Here is a 16,734-nt window from a genome sequence, read left to right on the forward strand (position 1 = left end):
CACTCATTTTTAATATCATAACAACTAAGAGACGAATGTCAATAGGGAGTAAAAAATTTTTTTTGATTGTGTAATTTTATTTCCATTCTATTTTTTAAAGCTTGTAGCATTATGACTTGCTGTGTCATATATATAATAGTGGTCTAGAGGTGATGACCGGCTGCGTCATAGTAAAATAAGGCATGACAAGCTGCGTTATGTAATAGCTTGCAGAAATTTTTTGCAAATCTTTTCAAAAAAAAAAAGTACCTAATTCTCTATTAGGTATGGACTTAGTAAAAAAGTGTAGTATTTTCTACAGGTTATTTGCAAAAGTATTATTGCTTTTCAAAATCAAAAAACTATACTTTTGATTTAAATAAAGTGCGACAAAGTGCATGTTGTGTTTTTGCCCTATTCGCATTTTGCCACACTTATGCTCTCTATCCTTTATTACGAAAATTACAGACATATCTAACATTTTGCTTGTGGATTTTAAGTGCAAGCAGTCACACATCTTATGTAGTGTTGTGTTCTACAATTTTGTCTATGAAAAATGATTGTATGCCAAGCTCCCCTACCACTACAACGATACCGTAAATTCCGATACATGTTTCAATAAGGGATAACAACCTGGTTATTTTTACATTAAGGAAATATAGTGAAATCTACAGATTATGTACAACCTTTAGCCATTGTGGGCATGGGTTGTATGTTTCCAAAAGCGGATAATATTGATGCTTATTGGAACAACATAAAAAATCGCGTTGATGCTATTACGGATATTCCAAAGACTCATTGGTCCATCGATGATTATTTCGATAAAGATCCTAAAAAGCCCGACCATACTTACGCAGCCAAAGGTGGCTTTATCTCTGATGTCGATTTTCCACCGCTGGATTTTGGTGTTCTTCCCAATTCCGTAGAAGCAACAGATACTTCACAACTCCTGAGCATGCTTGTTGTTGAACAGGCGTTGCAAGATGCGGGTTATGGGAAAAATATGAAGGAGTTTGACCGCAATCGCGTTAGTGTTATTCTCGGAGTTACGGGAGCATTAGAATTAGTTGTTCCTTTAGGGGCAAGACTTGGGCACCCTATTTGGCGCAAGGCGTTAAAAAAATACGGTATTGATAACGATATCGCGGAAGAAATAGTACAAGAAATTGGAGACTCCTATGTCGGCTGGCAAGAAAATTCATTTCCGGGATTATTGGGAAATGTTGTCGCGGGTCGTATTGCCAATCATTTTGATTTTGGAGGTTCCAATTGTGTGGTGGACGCTGCGTGCGCTAGTTCATTGAGTGCCTTACATATGGCAAGTATGGAGCTAACTTCTGGTGCATCAGATATGGTCATCACCGGAGGTATTGATACTTTTAACAGCATATTTATGTATATGTGTTTTAGTAAAACTTCGGCGCTATCCCCCCAAGGGCATGCCAAACCATTTGATGCAAATGGTGACGGCACTATTTTAAGTGAAGGTTTGGGGATCATGGTGGTTAAGCGTTTAGAAGATGCGGAGCGCGATGGTGATAAAATATATGCCGTTGTCAAAAGTATTGGTTCGTCAAGCGATGGAAAAGGCCAAGCGATTTACGCTCCCAGTGACCGCGGTCAAGCAAAAGCGATTAAACAATCACACAAAATAGCAGGGGTTTCTCCCGATACAATCGAGCTTGTCGAGGCCCATGGAACAGGCACTAAGGTGGGAGATAGCATAGAAGCGAATGCCCTGATCAAAGTATTTGAAGAAACAAAGAAAAAGGGGACATGGTGCGCGTTGGGATCGGTAAAGTCCCAAATTGGACATACCAAAGCTGCCGCAGGAGCGGCGGGCGTTATTAAGTCTGCTCTGGCACTTTACAATAAAACCCTACCGCCAACAATGAAAATAACAAAACCCATTCCACAACTACAAACGGGTAACTCACCTCTGTATCTCAATACAAAAACGCGTCCGTGGTTACCAAAAAATGAACATCCACGTCGTGCGGGAGTGAGTTCTTTTGGATTTGGTGGAAGTAATTTTCACTGTATTTTAGAAGAGTACAAAGGGCAACGCGTTTGTTGGGATGGTGAAACGCAAATATTGGCTTTTTCCGGCAATACACCACAGGATATTATCGCGCAGCTTCAAAATATACCACTCGAAGCTGATTGGCCACAGATGAGAGTATTTGCTGGTCAACAACGCGAGAAGTTTCGTGTAAAAGATCATTGTCGTTTGACATTCGTCATGAACTCCACAAGTAATATAAGAGCACTTAAGGATGCCGCAACGCAAATGTTTGCCAAGTATCCACAGAAGACGAATTGGCAAACCCCCACGGGAATTTTTTATGGAAGTGGTGCAGCTGAAAAACTTGGTGCTGTTTTTTGTGGGCAAGGTTCACAGTATGTCGGTATGTTCCAAAATTTAGCGGCACAATTTCCGCAAATGGCACAAGCCATCGCCACGATGGATGAAAATTTTCAGGCGTTTTATGAAAATGAAGCGCAAAAAATAAGCGATTTTATTTATCCATTATCTAAATTTGCTGAAAATGAAATTTTACAGGACGAACAAGAGTTAAAAAATACAAAAATAGCCCAACCCGCGATAGGTGCGGTCAGTCTCGGTTTACTGAAGATACTGCAATATTTTGGTATTGATCCTGATATTGTTGCGGGACATAGTTATGGTGAATTGGTGGCACTTTGTGCAGGGAATGTGCTCAGTGAACAAGACTTTTGCCAACTGTCACTTCTACGTGGCAAGTTGATGGCCGCAAGTAGTGAACAGAGCAGCTCAATGCTGGCAGTACAATCTAACCTTGACGAAGTAGCACAAACTATCGAGGAAAACAATTTGCAACTTGCGATTGCCAATAAGAATGCACCACAGCAGTTTGTACTTTCTGGTATCACTTCAGAAATTGAACGCGCAGCAAAAATCTTCAAAGAGAAGAAAATTCGCAACAAAAAACTCGCTGTTTCCAATGCTTTTCACAGTCCGTTGATGAAAAACGCACAGAAACCGTTCTTAGAAAAATTGAACACAATGCAAATGAACAAAAGTTCATTACCGGTTTTTGCCAACAGCACTGGGCAGGAATATCCTGACTCTGAGTCAGAAATGCGCGAAGTATTGGCACAGCAAATCGTAAAGTCGGTCGAGTTCATTGATGAAATCAATGCTATGTACACGCAAGGTGTACGCACTTTTCTTGAAGTGGGGCCAGGAGCGAGTCTTACAGGATTGATCAAATCGATTCTTGGTGAACGCGATTACAACGTTTTTTCACTAAATGCGAATAAAAACAAAGAACTTGAGGGACTTGGTTCGGGGATCGCCCATCTCGCAGCGCTGGGGCATGACGTTGCACTCAGTAAATGGGATGAAAACGCTCATTTACGACCGGTGGCCACAAAAAAGAAATCTGGCTTTGCCATACCTATTTGTGGGGCAAATTATGTAAAACCTAAGCCAGAGAGAGCGGTCAAACTACCTAAGAAACAAGTGAAACAACAAGCTCCTGCGATACCGAAGCAAGGCGTTGCAAGACCAAAACCGACTGTGCAAAAGGAAAGTCCGGTGCCTTCTGCAAAGACAAGGAAAAAAGTTGTGAATAGTCATCGTTCCACAGTGGCGACACCTCTGCAAGAGCGTCGCGTGAATGCTCCTTTACCAGGAGTGGTAGAGCAAATACAACAGAATATTGTCGCTTTACAAAAAATACAGCAGCAAAACTCTGAGCTACATCGCATGTATCTCGAGAACCAGGATAAGAGTCGCGCTTCTATTCAGCAGTTAATTGCACAGCAAAGCAATATGTTTGTGGGCAATGTGATTACGAACTACGATTCGGGAACCGCGAACCACGAGTCGGGAGCCACGAGCCACGAGTCGCGAGCCACGAGCCACGAGTCGGGAGCCACGAGCCACGAGTCGCGAGCCACGAGCCATGAGTCGCGCGTTGTACAGTCTAAACCACAAACGAAAATAGCGAGTTCTACCGCTGCCAAAACCACGCGTAAAGCACATACTTCCGTACAAAAGCGCAGTTCGCAAGACAAACAAGTGGAAAAGACACTGTTAGAGGTGATCGCAGAAAAGACAGGTTACCCGACAGAGATGCTTGAAATGAGTATGGAACTTGACAGTGATTTGGGAATAGATTCGATAAAACGCGTGGAAATATTTTCCGCACTGCAAGAACAGTTGCCAAATGCGCCAGAAATCCAATCACAGGATTTGGGTAGTTTGAAGACTTTGGGCGATGTGGTGAGCTTTTTATCCGCGGGGAGTGACGAAAAAGTCGTTGCTGCACCGAAAAGTGCCAACAACGACAAAGTGGAAAAGACACTGTTAGAGGTGATCGCAGAAAAGACAGGTTACCCGACAGAGATGCTTGAAATGAGTATGGAACTTGACAGTGATTTGGGAATAGATTCGATAAAACGCGTGGAAATATTTTCCGCACTGCAAGAGCAGTTGCCAAACGCGCCGGAAATCCAGTCACAAGACTTGGGAAGTCTAAAGACTTTAGGCGACGTGGTGAGCTTTTTGTCAGTAAGTGGCGAACAAGTAGCCGTCGCACCGACAAGTGCCAATAACGACAAAGTGGAAAAGACGCTGTTAGAGGTGATCGCAGAAAAGACAGGTTATCCCACAGAGATGCTCGAAATGAGCATGGAACTGGACAGTGATTTGGGGATAGACTCGATCAAACGCGTGGAAATATTTTCCGCATTGCAAGAGCAGTTGCCAAACGCGCCGGAAATCCAGTCACAAGACTTGGGAAGTCTAAAGACTTTAGGCGACGTGGTGAGCTTTTTGTCAGTAAGTGGCGAACAAGTAGCCGTCGCACCGACAAGTGCCAATAACGACAAAGTGGAAAAGACGCTGTTAGAGGTGATCGCAGAAAAGACAGGTTATCCCACAGAGATGCTCGAAATGAGCATGGAACTGGACAGTGATTTGGGGATAGACTCGATCAAACGCGTGGAAATATTTTCCGCATTGCAAGAGCAGTTGCCAAACGCGCCGGAAATCCAGTCACAAGACTTGGGAAGTCTCAAAACCCTCGGGGATGTGGTGGGCTTTTTGTCCGTAAGTGACGAACAAGTCGTTGCCTCAACGACAAGTGTTAACAACGAGGAAGTGGAAAAGACACTGTTAGAGGTGATTGCCGAAAAAACCGGTTACCCTACAGATATGCTTGAAATGAGCATGGAACTGGACAGTGATTTGGGAATAGATTCCATCAAACGCGTGGAGATATTTTCCGCATTGCAAGAGCAGTTGCCGCATGCACCAGAAATCCAGTCACAAGACTTAGGAAACTTGAAAACTCTGGGAGATGTGGTGGGTTTTTTATCTGTTGATCATGCACCGAGTACCTCTTCAATCCCAGCAGGTACGAGTAACAAAGAGGTCGAAAAAGTCCTTCTCGAAGTGATCGCCGATAAGACAGGTTATCCTGCGGAGATGCTGGAGATGGGTATGGAACTTGACAGTGATTTGGGAATAGACTCCATTAAGCGCGTGGAGATATTTTCTGCACTCCAGGAACAGTTGCCAAATGCACCGGAAATTCAGTCACAGGATTTAGGAAATTTAAAGAAACTCGGTGATGTCGCCGATTTTTTGTGTTCCGGTAACAATGATGTTTCCACCAGTCCTGTACCACAAACACCAGTTGTTACACATAACAACAAAAATCGCATTGAAAGAAGTATTTTAACTCTGACAGCTCTCAATGAACAAAATCGCAAAGAGATTTCACTTGCGAAAGGTGCTAAAATTGTTGTCACCAAAGATGACAACAAGCTGGCCGCGTCTATTTGTCAAAAGTTACAGGCACTTGGCTATGAAACCGTAGAGAAGTCACTGGATGAGGATTGCCCCAATGATTTGGATGCGCTAGTAATCGTTGCCCCTGTAAAAGGAACCGACGAATTTTTAGCGAAAAGCTTTGCATTTTTACAGAAGGCCCAACAATTGCGAGACAAGTCTGCGGCAATTTTTACCACGATATCGCGTATCGACGGGGCATTTGGTTTAATTGACGCCGATAAGGGAAACCCTATTTCCGGTGGTCTGGCGGGGCTTTTGAAAACAGCCTCCCATGAGTGGCCAAATGTTCATTGCAAGGCATTGGATGTCGCACCCGGTACTCCAGATCTTGATTCTACTATCGATAAGATTGTTGAGGAAATGTTCCGTGAAGGTCCTCTCGAAGTGGGAATCGCAACCAAGAAGTATGCATTGCAACTGCAACAAGCTTCTTTGGCCGAAACACGCAACGAACACACCCATCTTCAGCAAGGTGATGTTGTGGTGATTAGTGGTGGTGCGCGTGGAGTGACAGCCGAAGCGGCCGTTTCTCTAGGCGAAAAATTTCGCCCGACAATTGTGATGTTGGGTCGTACACAACAACAACCCATACCACAATGGTTTGCTACTCATCTAAGCGAAGGGGAAGTGAAAAAGAAGATTTTGCGTGAGAGCACAAAGAAATTAACTCCCAAGGAATTACAACAACGATATGCCGCGTTAAAATCACAGATAGAAATTGCTGCAAATATAAAACGTATTGAGAAGACAGGTGCCAAGGCCCAATACTATTCTGTAGATATTCGCGATAAAAACTCTATTGACAAATGTCTTGCCGAAGTCAAGGAAAAGTTCGGTGATATTAAAGGGCTTGTCCATGGTGCAGGAGTTATTGCCGATGATCTCATTGAAAACAAAACGCTTGAGCAGTTTACCAAAGTTTACGAGACCAAAGTGAGCGGTTTGCAAAATATTATGGAGTGTGTTGACTTCGCGTCATTAAAGTGGATGATTCTCTTTTCTTCTACAACAGCGCGTTTTGGACGAACAGGACAATTAGACTATGCCGTTGCCAATGAAGTGTTGAATAAAATTGCACAACAACAGGCGTGTTTGTACCCATCACTGCGCGTACTATCGATAAACTGGGGACCTTGGGAAGGCGGGATGGTAACTCCCGCGCTACGAAAAATCTTTGCCAAAGAAGGTGTTGGTTTGATTCCTTTGCGCGAAGGTGCCGATTATATGGTGGAAGAATTGTGTACAAACTCCAATAAACCGGTCGAAATCACGATACTCGGTGAGTTTGCAGACGTTAGTAAAGCAACATCTCCGCACGATAACAATAAAATGCAAACATCCAAATCGGATCTCAAAGTCAGTTTCTCACGTAAACTAACGATTGAAGACTATCCGTTTTTGAAGTCACACGTTATTAATAACCGCGCCGTTGTTCCCATGGCAATGATGATCGAGTGGTTGGGGCATGGAGCACTACACCAAAATCCCGGATTATCATTTGTTGGATTCAACAACTTACGCGTTCTAAAAGGCATTTTATTAGAAAAAGCCACCACGTACAATGTGAGTATTCTCGCAGGAAAAGCCAAAAAACACCAAGGACATTTTGTTGTTCCCGTCGAACTTCGCGGGGAAATGGGCGGTCGCGAAATCGTTCATGCTTCTGCCGAATTTTTGCTGGCAACAAAATTACCCAAGCGTTCTGCGGCTTTGAGTTTTGATAATTTACCGCACTACAAGCGCGATAGCGAAAATATTTATCGCGATATTTTGTTTCATGGAACTCATTTTCAAGGTATTCGTAAAATAGATGGGTACTTGGAGCAAAAAATTGTGGGAACGGCAAAACCAGCTCCGCGTCCCGCGGAATGGTTACATAATCCTCTTCGCAGCAACTGGCTGACAGATCCACTTGTTCTCGATGTGAGTTTCCAAATGATGATTGTATGGACTTTTGAAAAATATGGCTTAGGTTCTTTGCCGTGTTATATTGCCGAATATCGTCAGGTACAAAAATCATATCCACAAAGCGACACCAAAGTAGTCATTCAGATTACCAAAGACAATAAGTTACAAGCGATTGCCGATATGGAATTTGTCGATGATCACAATGAACTCATTGCCTATGTGAAAGGTTACGAATGTACTATGGATACCACTCTGCAAAATAGTTTTCGCAGCAATCAATTGATATAGAAAGGCTGAGATATGAAATTTTCTCAACCGATAGCAATTGTCGGTATGGGTGGCGTTTTCCCTGGGGGACTTGACTTTTCAAGTTTTTGGGAGACCATCATTTCTGCAAAAGACGTGGCCCAAGAGCCACCAGCAGGAAGATGGCTATTTTCTACAGATGAAATTTTCGATAAAAACAAAGGAGTTGCCGACAAAGTTTATTCCAAAAAAGGTTGTTTTATCGAAAATTTTATTCCTGATCTCGATGGGCTACAATTGGAGTCGATCGATGAGTTGGATATGTTGTTTAAATTATTGCTACATGCGGGCAAGCAGGCTTTTGAAGACGCGCAAATGGACAACATTGACCGCCGTCGTGTAAAAGTAATACTGGGCAACATTGTGTTGCCCACCGAAAAATCATCACAGTTGGCAACGCAAATCTTAGGGCGCGCTTGGCAACAAAACGCCTTTGGCAAAGTAGTTGAGGAGCCGTTGCCCACTTCCCACACAAATCGCTACGTGGCCGGTTTACCTGGAGGCCTTCTGGCGAAGGCCTTGGGGCTAGGCGCTGGTAGTTATACCCTAGATGCCGCATGTGCCTCGTCTCTTTACGCGCTCAAATTAGCTGCGGATGAGTTACTGAATCATCGTGTAGATGCGGTACTCAGTGGTGGACTGTCGCGACCAGATTGCCTTTATACGCAAATGGGATTTGCGCAACTTCATGCCTTATCCGCCCGCGGTAAATGTTCACCATTTGATGAAAAAGGTGACGGTTTAGTTGTCGGTGAGGGGTGTGGTATATTTGTACTAAAACGCCTCGAAGATGCTCTGCGCGATAAAGACCATATTTATGGTAACATCGTAGGGGCAGGATTATCGAATGATGTAGGGGGAAACTTACTCTCCCCAGATTCTGCAGGACAGTTGCAGGCACTGACCACCGCTTACCGTGAAGCTGGTTGGAAACCAAGTGATGTGGATTTGATTGAGTGCCACGCAACCGGGACACCTCTCGGGGACACACGCGAGTTTGAAAGTCTGTCAACCCTGTGGGAAGACGAGGCGTGGCAGAAACAGCAATGTGTGATTGGCTCGGTAAAATCCAACGTCGGCCATTTACTTACCGCCGCGGGAGCTGCGGGGCTCGCCAAAATACTTCTATCATTTAAGCACAAAACATTGCCACCTACGGCGAATTTTTCCCAGGCAAAGCAAGACATTGATCTTGAAAATAGTCCATTTCGCGTACTTTGTGACAGCGAAACTTGGGAGAAACGTTCCGCGGATACGCCGCGTCGTGCAGCGATCAACGCGTTTGGTTTTGGCGGGATCAACGCGCATATTCTTCTCGAAGAGTGGCAGGAAACAAATAAAATGGAGATTGCGGAGCCGCAGATTACGAATGAACCCATCGCCATTGTAGGAATGGGCGCTCACTTCGGAAAATGGGATTCTGTTTCGCAGTTTCAACGTAGAGTGCTAGGCGGAGATGTCGATGCGCACACAACATTGCCAAAGAAATGGTGGGGAATGGAAAAATCTCGACCGCACCACGGATACTTCATCGACGAGTTGGCGATTCCTTTTGGTCGCTATCGCATCCCGCCGAAAGAATTGCAGGAAATGCTACCGCAGCAATTGCTCATGCTACAAGTCGCCACGCAAGCTGTGGAAGATGCGAAATTAACGGAGCGACACAACGCCGGTGTTTTCATGGGCATCGCCCTGGATTTGAACACTACGAATTTTCACTTTCGTTGGCAAGCTCTGCACAAAGCGCAAAAATGGACAAAGACAAACCACGATGCTATTGCGGACTCCGCAAGCGAACCCTTGAGTGCTAACCGTACCATGGGGGCATTAGGAGGGATTGTTGCCAGCCGTATCGCGCGTGAACTCAACGTTGCCAAATCGAGTTTTACCATATCTAGCGAAGAGACTTCGGGGCTTTCCGCTCTTGAAGTGGCGATGCGCTCTCTACAAAACAACGATATCGATGCGGCAATTGTGGGAGCCGTAGATTTGGCCGGAGATATTCGTGCGGTACTCGCTGCCGAACATAGCATTGCGAAACCAGGTAACAATACCGCCTTTGATAAAAACGCCACGGGAAGTGTGATCGGCGAAGGCGCAGGTGCCATCGTCATCAAGCGCTTAAAAGACGCCGTTCGCGACAATGACCATATCCATGCTGTGATTCGCGGGGTGGGAAGCGCTACAACAACGGATATGTACAAAGGTACGAATAAAGAAGCCTATAAATTGGCGATGGAGCGCGCATACGCAGAAGCTGGTGTGGAGCCAAAAATGGTAGAGTATCTCGAAGCTCACGGAAGCGGAGAACTTCGCGAAGATCGTGTCGAGATGGAGTCAATTGCGGAAGTTTTTGATGAAAAATCACTGGCCATAGGCAGCGTGAAGGCAGATATTGGCCACACCGGAGCTGCTTGTGGTATGGCGTCCTTGATGAAGACTATTTTGTGTTTGCGCGAACAAATCACACCTGCTTTACGTGGTTTTTCCGAAATTCGCAATGAGCACACAGCACAACCTCTCATCCCTAAACATTCACAATACTGGTTGCACGACCGTGCGCAAGGCCCGCGTTACGCGGGGGTTAGTTGCATGAGTACCGATGGCAACGCAATGCATGTTGTACTGGAAGAGTATGCACAACAAAAAGTGACACCTTATCCTGTGGACATTGTGCATGAAAAATTATGGTGTGTGAATGGCAATACCACACAAGAACTAAAAAATGAGTTGGATAGCCTGGGAGTCTTTCTACAGAACAACAGCGATTTTGATGAATTGAGCAAGGCGTGGTGGCAAAAGTCGTATGACAAAAACGCTGAGTTGGCTTTGACAATCATTGCGCGCAATAAAGAAGAGTTGCAAAGTAAAATACCCGAAGCACAACAAGCGATTGTCTCGGGACATGGTAATGAAAAACGCCAAATTTTTTACACGAATACGCCACTACAAGGTGAAGTTGCCTTTGTATTTCCGGGTTCGGGAAATCATTATTGTGGAGCGGGAAGAACTATTTCTGCGATGTGGCCCGAAGTGTTGAGAGCCCAAGATAAACACAGTGAATCTTTACGCCGCCAATTTATTCCCGAAACCTTTTGGTACAAAGACGAACTTCCCAACGAGGATCACCAATCTCTGATTTTTGGTCAGGTGACGATGGGAATACTCGCCAGTGACTTGCTACGCAGCTTCTCTCTGAATCCTCAGGCGGTAATCGGTTATTCCTTAGGTGAATCCATAGGGTTGTTTTCACTGCGTGCATGGCAAGGTCGCGACACTATGTTGCAACGCATTAACGACTCGACGCTTTTTACCTCAGATCTCGCCGGAAGCTGCGAAGCAGTGAAGACCGCATGGAATACCACCGAAGATATTGATTGGGTAGTGGGAATTGTCAATTGCCCTCACGAACGAGTGCGCGAAAGTTTAGAAAACCATGAACGGGCATATTTGTTCATTGTCAACACTCATAATGAATGTGTTATTGGTGGAGACCGTCATCAAGTTGCCGAAGTGGTGAAGGCCCTAAAGTGCAACTTTTTTCCACTTTCTGGAATTACAACGGTGCATTGCCCCGTCGTAGAACCGGTGGCCGAGGCGTATAAGGACCTACACGTTTTTGATGTCACACCACCGTCTGATGTACGTTTTTACAGCGCGGCGTGGGGCGAATCTTATACTTTAGCTCCGCAAAAAACCGCACAATCTATTTTGCAACAAGCAACACATGGGTTTGACTTTCCCAAACTCATCGAAAAAGCCTACGCTGATGGTGTGCGTATTTTTGTTGAAGTGGGGCCTGGAAATTCGTGTACGCGAATGATTCACAGTATTTTACACGAAAAACCACACTGTGCAGCATCCGCTTGTTTTGCCGGTGCAAATGAAGTGACAACGGTTTTGACATTGCTTGCAAAACTAATAACGCATCGCGTGCCATTAGATTTGCAAAAGCTATACGATTATGAAGTTACCGTGAAAGACAACACGAAAAGTTTTTCGGTGAAAACAGGTCGCGAGAAATGGCCTGTCGTGCCCAAAGAAAAAAAACCTCAAAGACAACGCGCTGCCAAGCGTACGACTACGCCACAAAAAGTACACAATACGACTCCTAGAGTACATATTGTTTCACAAGGAGATAAAAAGGTGCACACATCTCATAAAGTTTCGCCACAAAGAAACGTTGTGACACCACAAATGCAAAGTTCGGGAACTCTAGCTCTCGAACAAGCGTTTCTGAACGAAGAACAACATATAAAAGCGCATGAAGCTTACCTCAAGCTTTCGCAAAATATGCTAGATGACATTGCGCAAATGATTTCGCAACAAATGCAACTATTGCAATCTCCATCCGCAGTGAACACAAATTTGGTGTCAGACTCAAATTTGGTGTCAGACTCCACAATGATAAATTCAGTACCAGACGCCACAGTGACAAATTTGGTGTCAGACTCTGGAGTGGTGCCAGACAAAATTGTTGCCGATAAAGAATGCGTGTTTGCCCGAGATATGTGTATGGAGTATGCCATTGGTTCTATCGCGAAAGTGTTTGGCGAACAGTTTGCCGCCGCAGATTCCTATCCTACTCGCGTGAGACTTCCCGATGCTCCGCTAATGTTAGTGGATCGCATTACACAACTAGAGGGCGAACCATGTTCGATGACGACAGGTCGTATTGTGACAGAACACGACATCCAAGAAGGGGCATGGTATCTCGACAACAATCGCATTCCCGTTTGTATCGCTGTGGAATCTGGGCAGGCGGACCTAATGCTTTCGGGGTACCTAGGAATTGATTTGCAGACAAAGGGACTGGCGGTATATCGCCTTCTTGACGCGGAAGTGACATTTCATCGCCACCTACCAGGACCTGGAGAAACCATTGAATATGACATTCAAATCTTGGAATTTTTCCGCCAGGGCAGCACGTATTTATTTCGTTTTCAATTTGAAAGTACCGTAAACGGTGAAAAACTGTTGACGATGCGCAAAGGATGCGCGGGCTTTTTCACGGACGAAGCGTTGAGTCGCGGGCAAGGAATTGTCCACACCAAATTGGATTTGCAAACACAACCGGGAAAGCAACCTGCTGACTGGCAAGATCTAGTCCCGATGAAGGTGGAAACTTACAACGATGCGCAGATTGAATGTTTGCGCACCGGAGATCTTGTAGGGTGTTTTGGTGAAGATTTTGCGCAACTGGCACTGGATAGGCCACCGTACCTTCCTAGCGGCAAAATGCGGCTCATAGATCGCGTGGTGCATCTCGACCCCAAAGGAGGTCGTTTTGGTCTTGGGATCATAAAATCTGAGGCCGATATCTACCCCGATGATTGGTTTTTGACATGCCACTTTGTCGACGATCAGGTAATGCCTGGTACGTTAATGTACGAATGTTGCCTACACACCTTGCGTATTTTATTGTGGCGCATGGGATGGGTGGCCAATTTTGAAGAACTCGTTTACGAACCAATACCAGGGGTTTCCAGTCAACTGAAATGCCGTGGTCAGGTAATTGCTTCGACAAAAAATGCGGCGTACCAAGTCGAAATAAAAGAGCGCGGTTATCGTCCACATCCATACGTCATTGCCGATGCATTGCTGTTTTCTGATGGGCGACCAGTGGTAAAGATTAGTAACATGTCGTTACAACTTAGCGGATTGACGCGTGAAGATATGGAAGATTTGTGGGGCGGAGTCGTCGAGGAAGAGCCACAACGCGCGCTATACGACTATGATAAAATCTACGCCTTCTCCAACGGTCTTCCGTCAGAAGCTTTTGGCGAACCGTATCGTATTTTTGATAAAGAACGCGTTATTGCGCGCTTACCGCGCCCGCCGTATCAATTTTTGGACCGCATTATCGATGTGACCGGAGCACCATGGGAAATGAAGGCGGGAGGCACCGCTACTGCGGAATATGATGTCCCCGTTCACGAGTGGTATTTCGCCAGCAACAGCGAGCAGGGAATGCCATTTGCCGTACTTTTGGAAATCGCCTTGCAGCCTTGCGGGTGGTTGGCCGCTTATGTCGGTTCTGCATTGACAAGTGATACTGATCTGTCGTTCCGCAATTTGGGCGGTGAGGCCATTCAGTATTGCGATGCGCTACCTGGGAAAACATTGACAACGAAGGTGAAAATGACCAGTGCCTCGCGTTCGGGAGGAATGATCATCCAACATTACAGTTTGGACGTGCGTTGCGAAGGAGAAAAGGTCTACGAAGGCAAAACGTACTTTGGCTTTTTCTCGAAAAAAGCGCTCGCCGACCAAGTGGGAATTCAGGAATCGAATTGGTATACTGCACCAGATATAGACGCAGACCCGACTGCTTTTCCACAAGGAGGACACTTTCCCGTAGATCGCATGAGTATGGTGGACAATGTCGACATACTTCTACCACAAGGCGGCAAGGAACAATTGGGTTTTATCCAGGGAACAAAAAAAGTGAATCCCGAAGAATGGTTTTTCGCAGCGCACTTTTATCAAGATCCTGTTTGCCCTGGGTCTCTTGGGCTTGAGTCCTTTTTACAACTATTAAAAGTTTTTGCGCACGACCGTTGGGGAATGGCGGAAGACGATATTTTTGAAACCATTGCTCTCGGAGAAAAACATCAATGGATTTACCGTGGGCAAATTATTCCTCAAGATGATCTTGTTACGATACAAGCCACCATCACTTTTATTGATGATGAAAACAAACTGTTAAAAGCCGATGGCTACTTGGGCGTGGATGGACGTATTATATACGAAATGAAAGACTTTTCTCTGAAGGTAAAGAAAAATTTATCATGAGATACCAAAATGTTTTTATGGAAGGCTTAGGCTATGAGTTACCACCCGTGGTGGTGACTTCTTCCGAATTGGAAGCGCAATTACAGCCCATGTATAAGGCGTTGCGCATCCCCCTTGGACAATTGGAAACTTTGACCGGCATCAGTGAGAGAAGATGGTGGGAAAAGGATTACGCATTGTCCGATGGCGCCGTTGCTGCGGCGCAAAAAGTTCTCGAAACGACGAGTTTCTCTCCCCGAGATATCGAAGTATTGGTTTATACCGGTGTGTGTCGCGAGAATTTTGAACCAGCAACGGCATGTAAAATTGCCGCACAGCTCGGGCTTGCTGACAATGCTTTTGTGTATGACATTAGCAATGCTTGCTTGGGGGTAATGAACGGTATTATCGATGTGGCCAATCGCATTGAGTTGGGACAAATTGAAGCGGGAATGGTCGTTTCTTCGGAAACAGCGCGCGAAATCAATGAAGTGATGATCGAGCGTATGCTACGCGAAACCAATATCGAAGCGTTTAAATACTCTCTAGCAACGTTAACCGGAGGCTCGGGATCTATTGCGGTATTGTTAACAAATCGCGCGCGGTCTAGTAATTGCCGACGTTTACTAGGTGGTGTTGCCCAAGCAGCCCCACAACATCATCAATTGTGTAAGTGGGGAATGGAGTTGGTCGAAGATCATTACGCCCCGGTGATGTTTACCGACTCAGTGGCCGTTTTAAAAAATGGAATAAAACTCGCGGAAAAAACGTGGCAAGCGTTTACCAAAGAGTTAAACTGGCAGCCCCAGAGCATCGATAAGGTCATTTGTCATCAAATTGGCTCGGAGCATCAGAGTTCGATATTGAAAGCATTAGATATTGACGAAGAGAAAGATTTTTGTACCTATCCGTATTTGGGTAACATTGGAACGGTGTCGTTACCCATTACTGCGGCAGTTGCTGAAGAACGCGAGTTCTTGCAAAAAGGCGACTTAGTGGGTTTTCTGGGAATAGGAAGTGGACTGAACTGTATGATGTTAGGATGGGAATGGTGAAAAATCTATATCCGTTTAAAAATAATTACTTAGAGGTAAATGGTTGTCGCTATCACTATGTGGACGAAGGCCAGGGAGATCCTGTACTGATGTTGCACGGTAACCCTACGTGGTCGTTTTATTATCGCAATGTGATTCTTGCACTGCGTGACAACTATCGCACCATTGCTCCTGATCATATTGGTTGTGGATTGTCGGATAAACCTCAGGACTACAATTACACATTTGATCAACGTGCGCAAGATGTGGCGACGCTCATTGAACATTTACAAATCGAAAAAGACATTACGTTGATTGTGCACGATTGGGGAGGGATGATTGGTATGCTGTTTGCAACGCGCTTTCCTGAAAAGATCAAGCGCATTGTGGTTTTAAATACCGCCGCTTTTCACCTACCAAAAAGTAAAATGTTTCCATGGCCGCTGTGGATTTGCCGCAATACAAGGTTCGGGGCGTTTCTAGTAAGGCATTTCAATGCCTTTGTGCGCATTGCTGCACGGGTGTGTGTAAAGCAAAAACCTTTGCCCAAAGAGGTGCGCGAAATGTACGTCTCTCCGTACGACTCTTGGGAAAATCGCGTTGCGGTACTGCGTTTCGTTCAGGATATTCCGCTCGTGAAAAAAGATCCAGGCTACGACTTAATTAGCGAGGTACAAGAGAAACTCAAACTTTTTGCCGATACTCCAATGTTGATATGTTGGGGGAAAAAAGATTTTGTGTTCGACTATCACTTTTTAGAAGAGTGGATCAAATATTTTCCGCAAGCGCAGGTCCATCGTTTCCCGAAATCTGGGCACTACATATTGGAAGACTCGGGAGAGGAAATTATTCCCCTCATTCAAAAATTTATTCGTGACGGAGAGTAAC

The 16,734-nt window shown here is 45.1% G+C and carries 4 protein-coding genes; all 4 read left to right on the plus strand.

Translation table 11 applies throughout. The features are described from left to right. The first annotated feature begins 640 nt into the window (after window positions 1–640). From UABAM_RS33200 to UABAM_RS33215, 4 genes are read left to right on the plus strand one after another with little or no spacing between them, the layout of a single operon-like run. A complete protein-coding gene (locus tag UABAM_RS33200) occupies window positions 641–8,020 on the plus strand; it encodes a type I polyketide synthase (RefSeq protein WP_152021921.1) in 7,380 nt (2,459 codons plus the stop codon). 12 nt (window positions 8,021–8,032) lie between these two features. Beyond that, entirely contained in the window at window positions 8,033–14,833 is a 6,801-nt protein-coding gene (locus UABAM_RS33205) for a beta-ketoacyl synthase N-terminal-like domain-containing protein (RefSeq protein WP_152021922.1), read from the plus strand. Beyond that, window positions 14,830–15,867 (plus strand): 3-oxoacyl-ACP synthase III, encoded by a 1,038-nt coding sequence (locus UABAM_RS33210; RefSeq protein WP_152021923.1) that lies wholly within the window; start codon window positions 14,830–14,832, stop codon window positions 15,865–15,867. Before UABAM_RS33205 ends, UABAM_RS33210 begins: the two co-directional genes overlap by 4 nt. Further along, entirely contained in the window at window positions 15,861–16,733 is an 873-nt protein-coding gene (locus UABAM_RS33215; protein ID WP_152021924.1) for an alpha/beta fold hydrolase, read from the plus strand. Before UABAM_RS33210 ends, UABAM_RS33215 begins: the two co-directional genes overlap by 7 nt. The last annotated feature ends 1 nt before the right edge of the window (window position 16,734 follow it).

Source organism: Candidatus Uabimicrobium amorphum, assembly GCF_009002475.1.
In the GTDB taxonomy this organism is placed as follows: Bacteria; Planctomycetota; Uabimicrobiia; order Uabimicrobiales; family Uabimicrobiaceae; genus Uabimicrobium; species Uabimicrobium amorphum.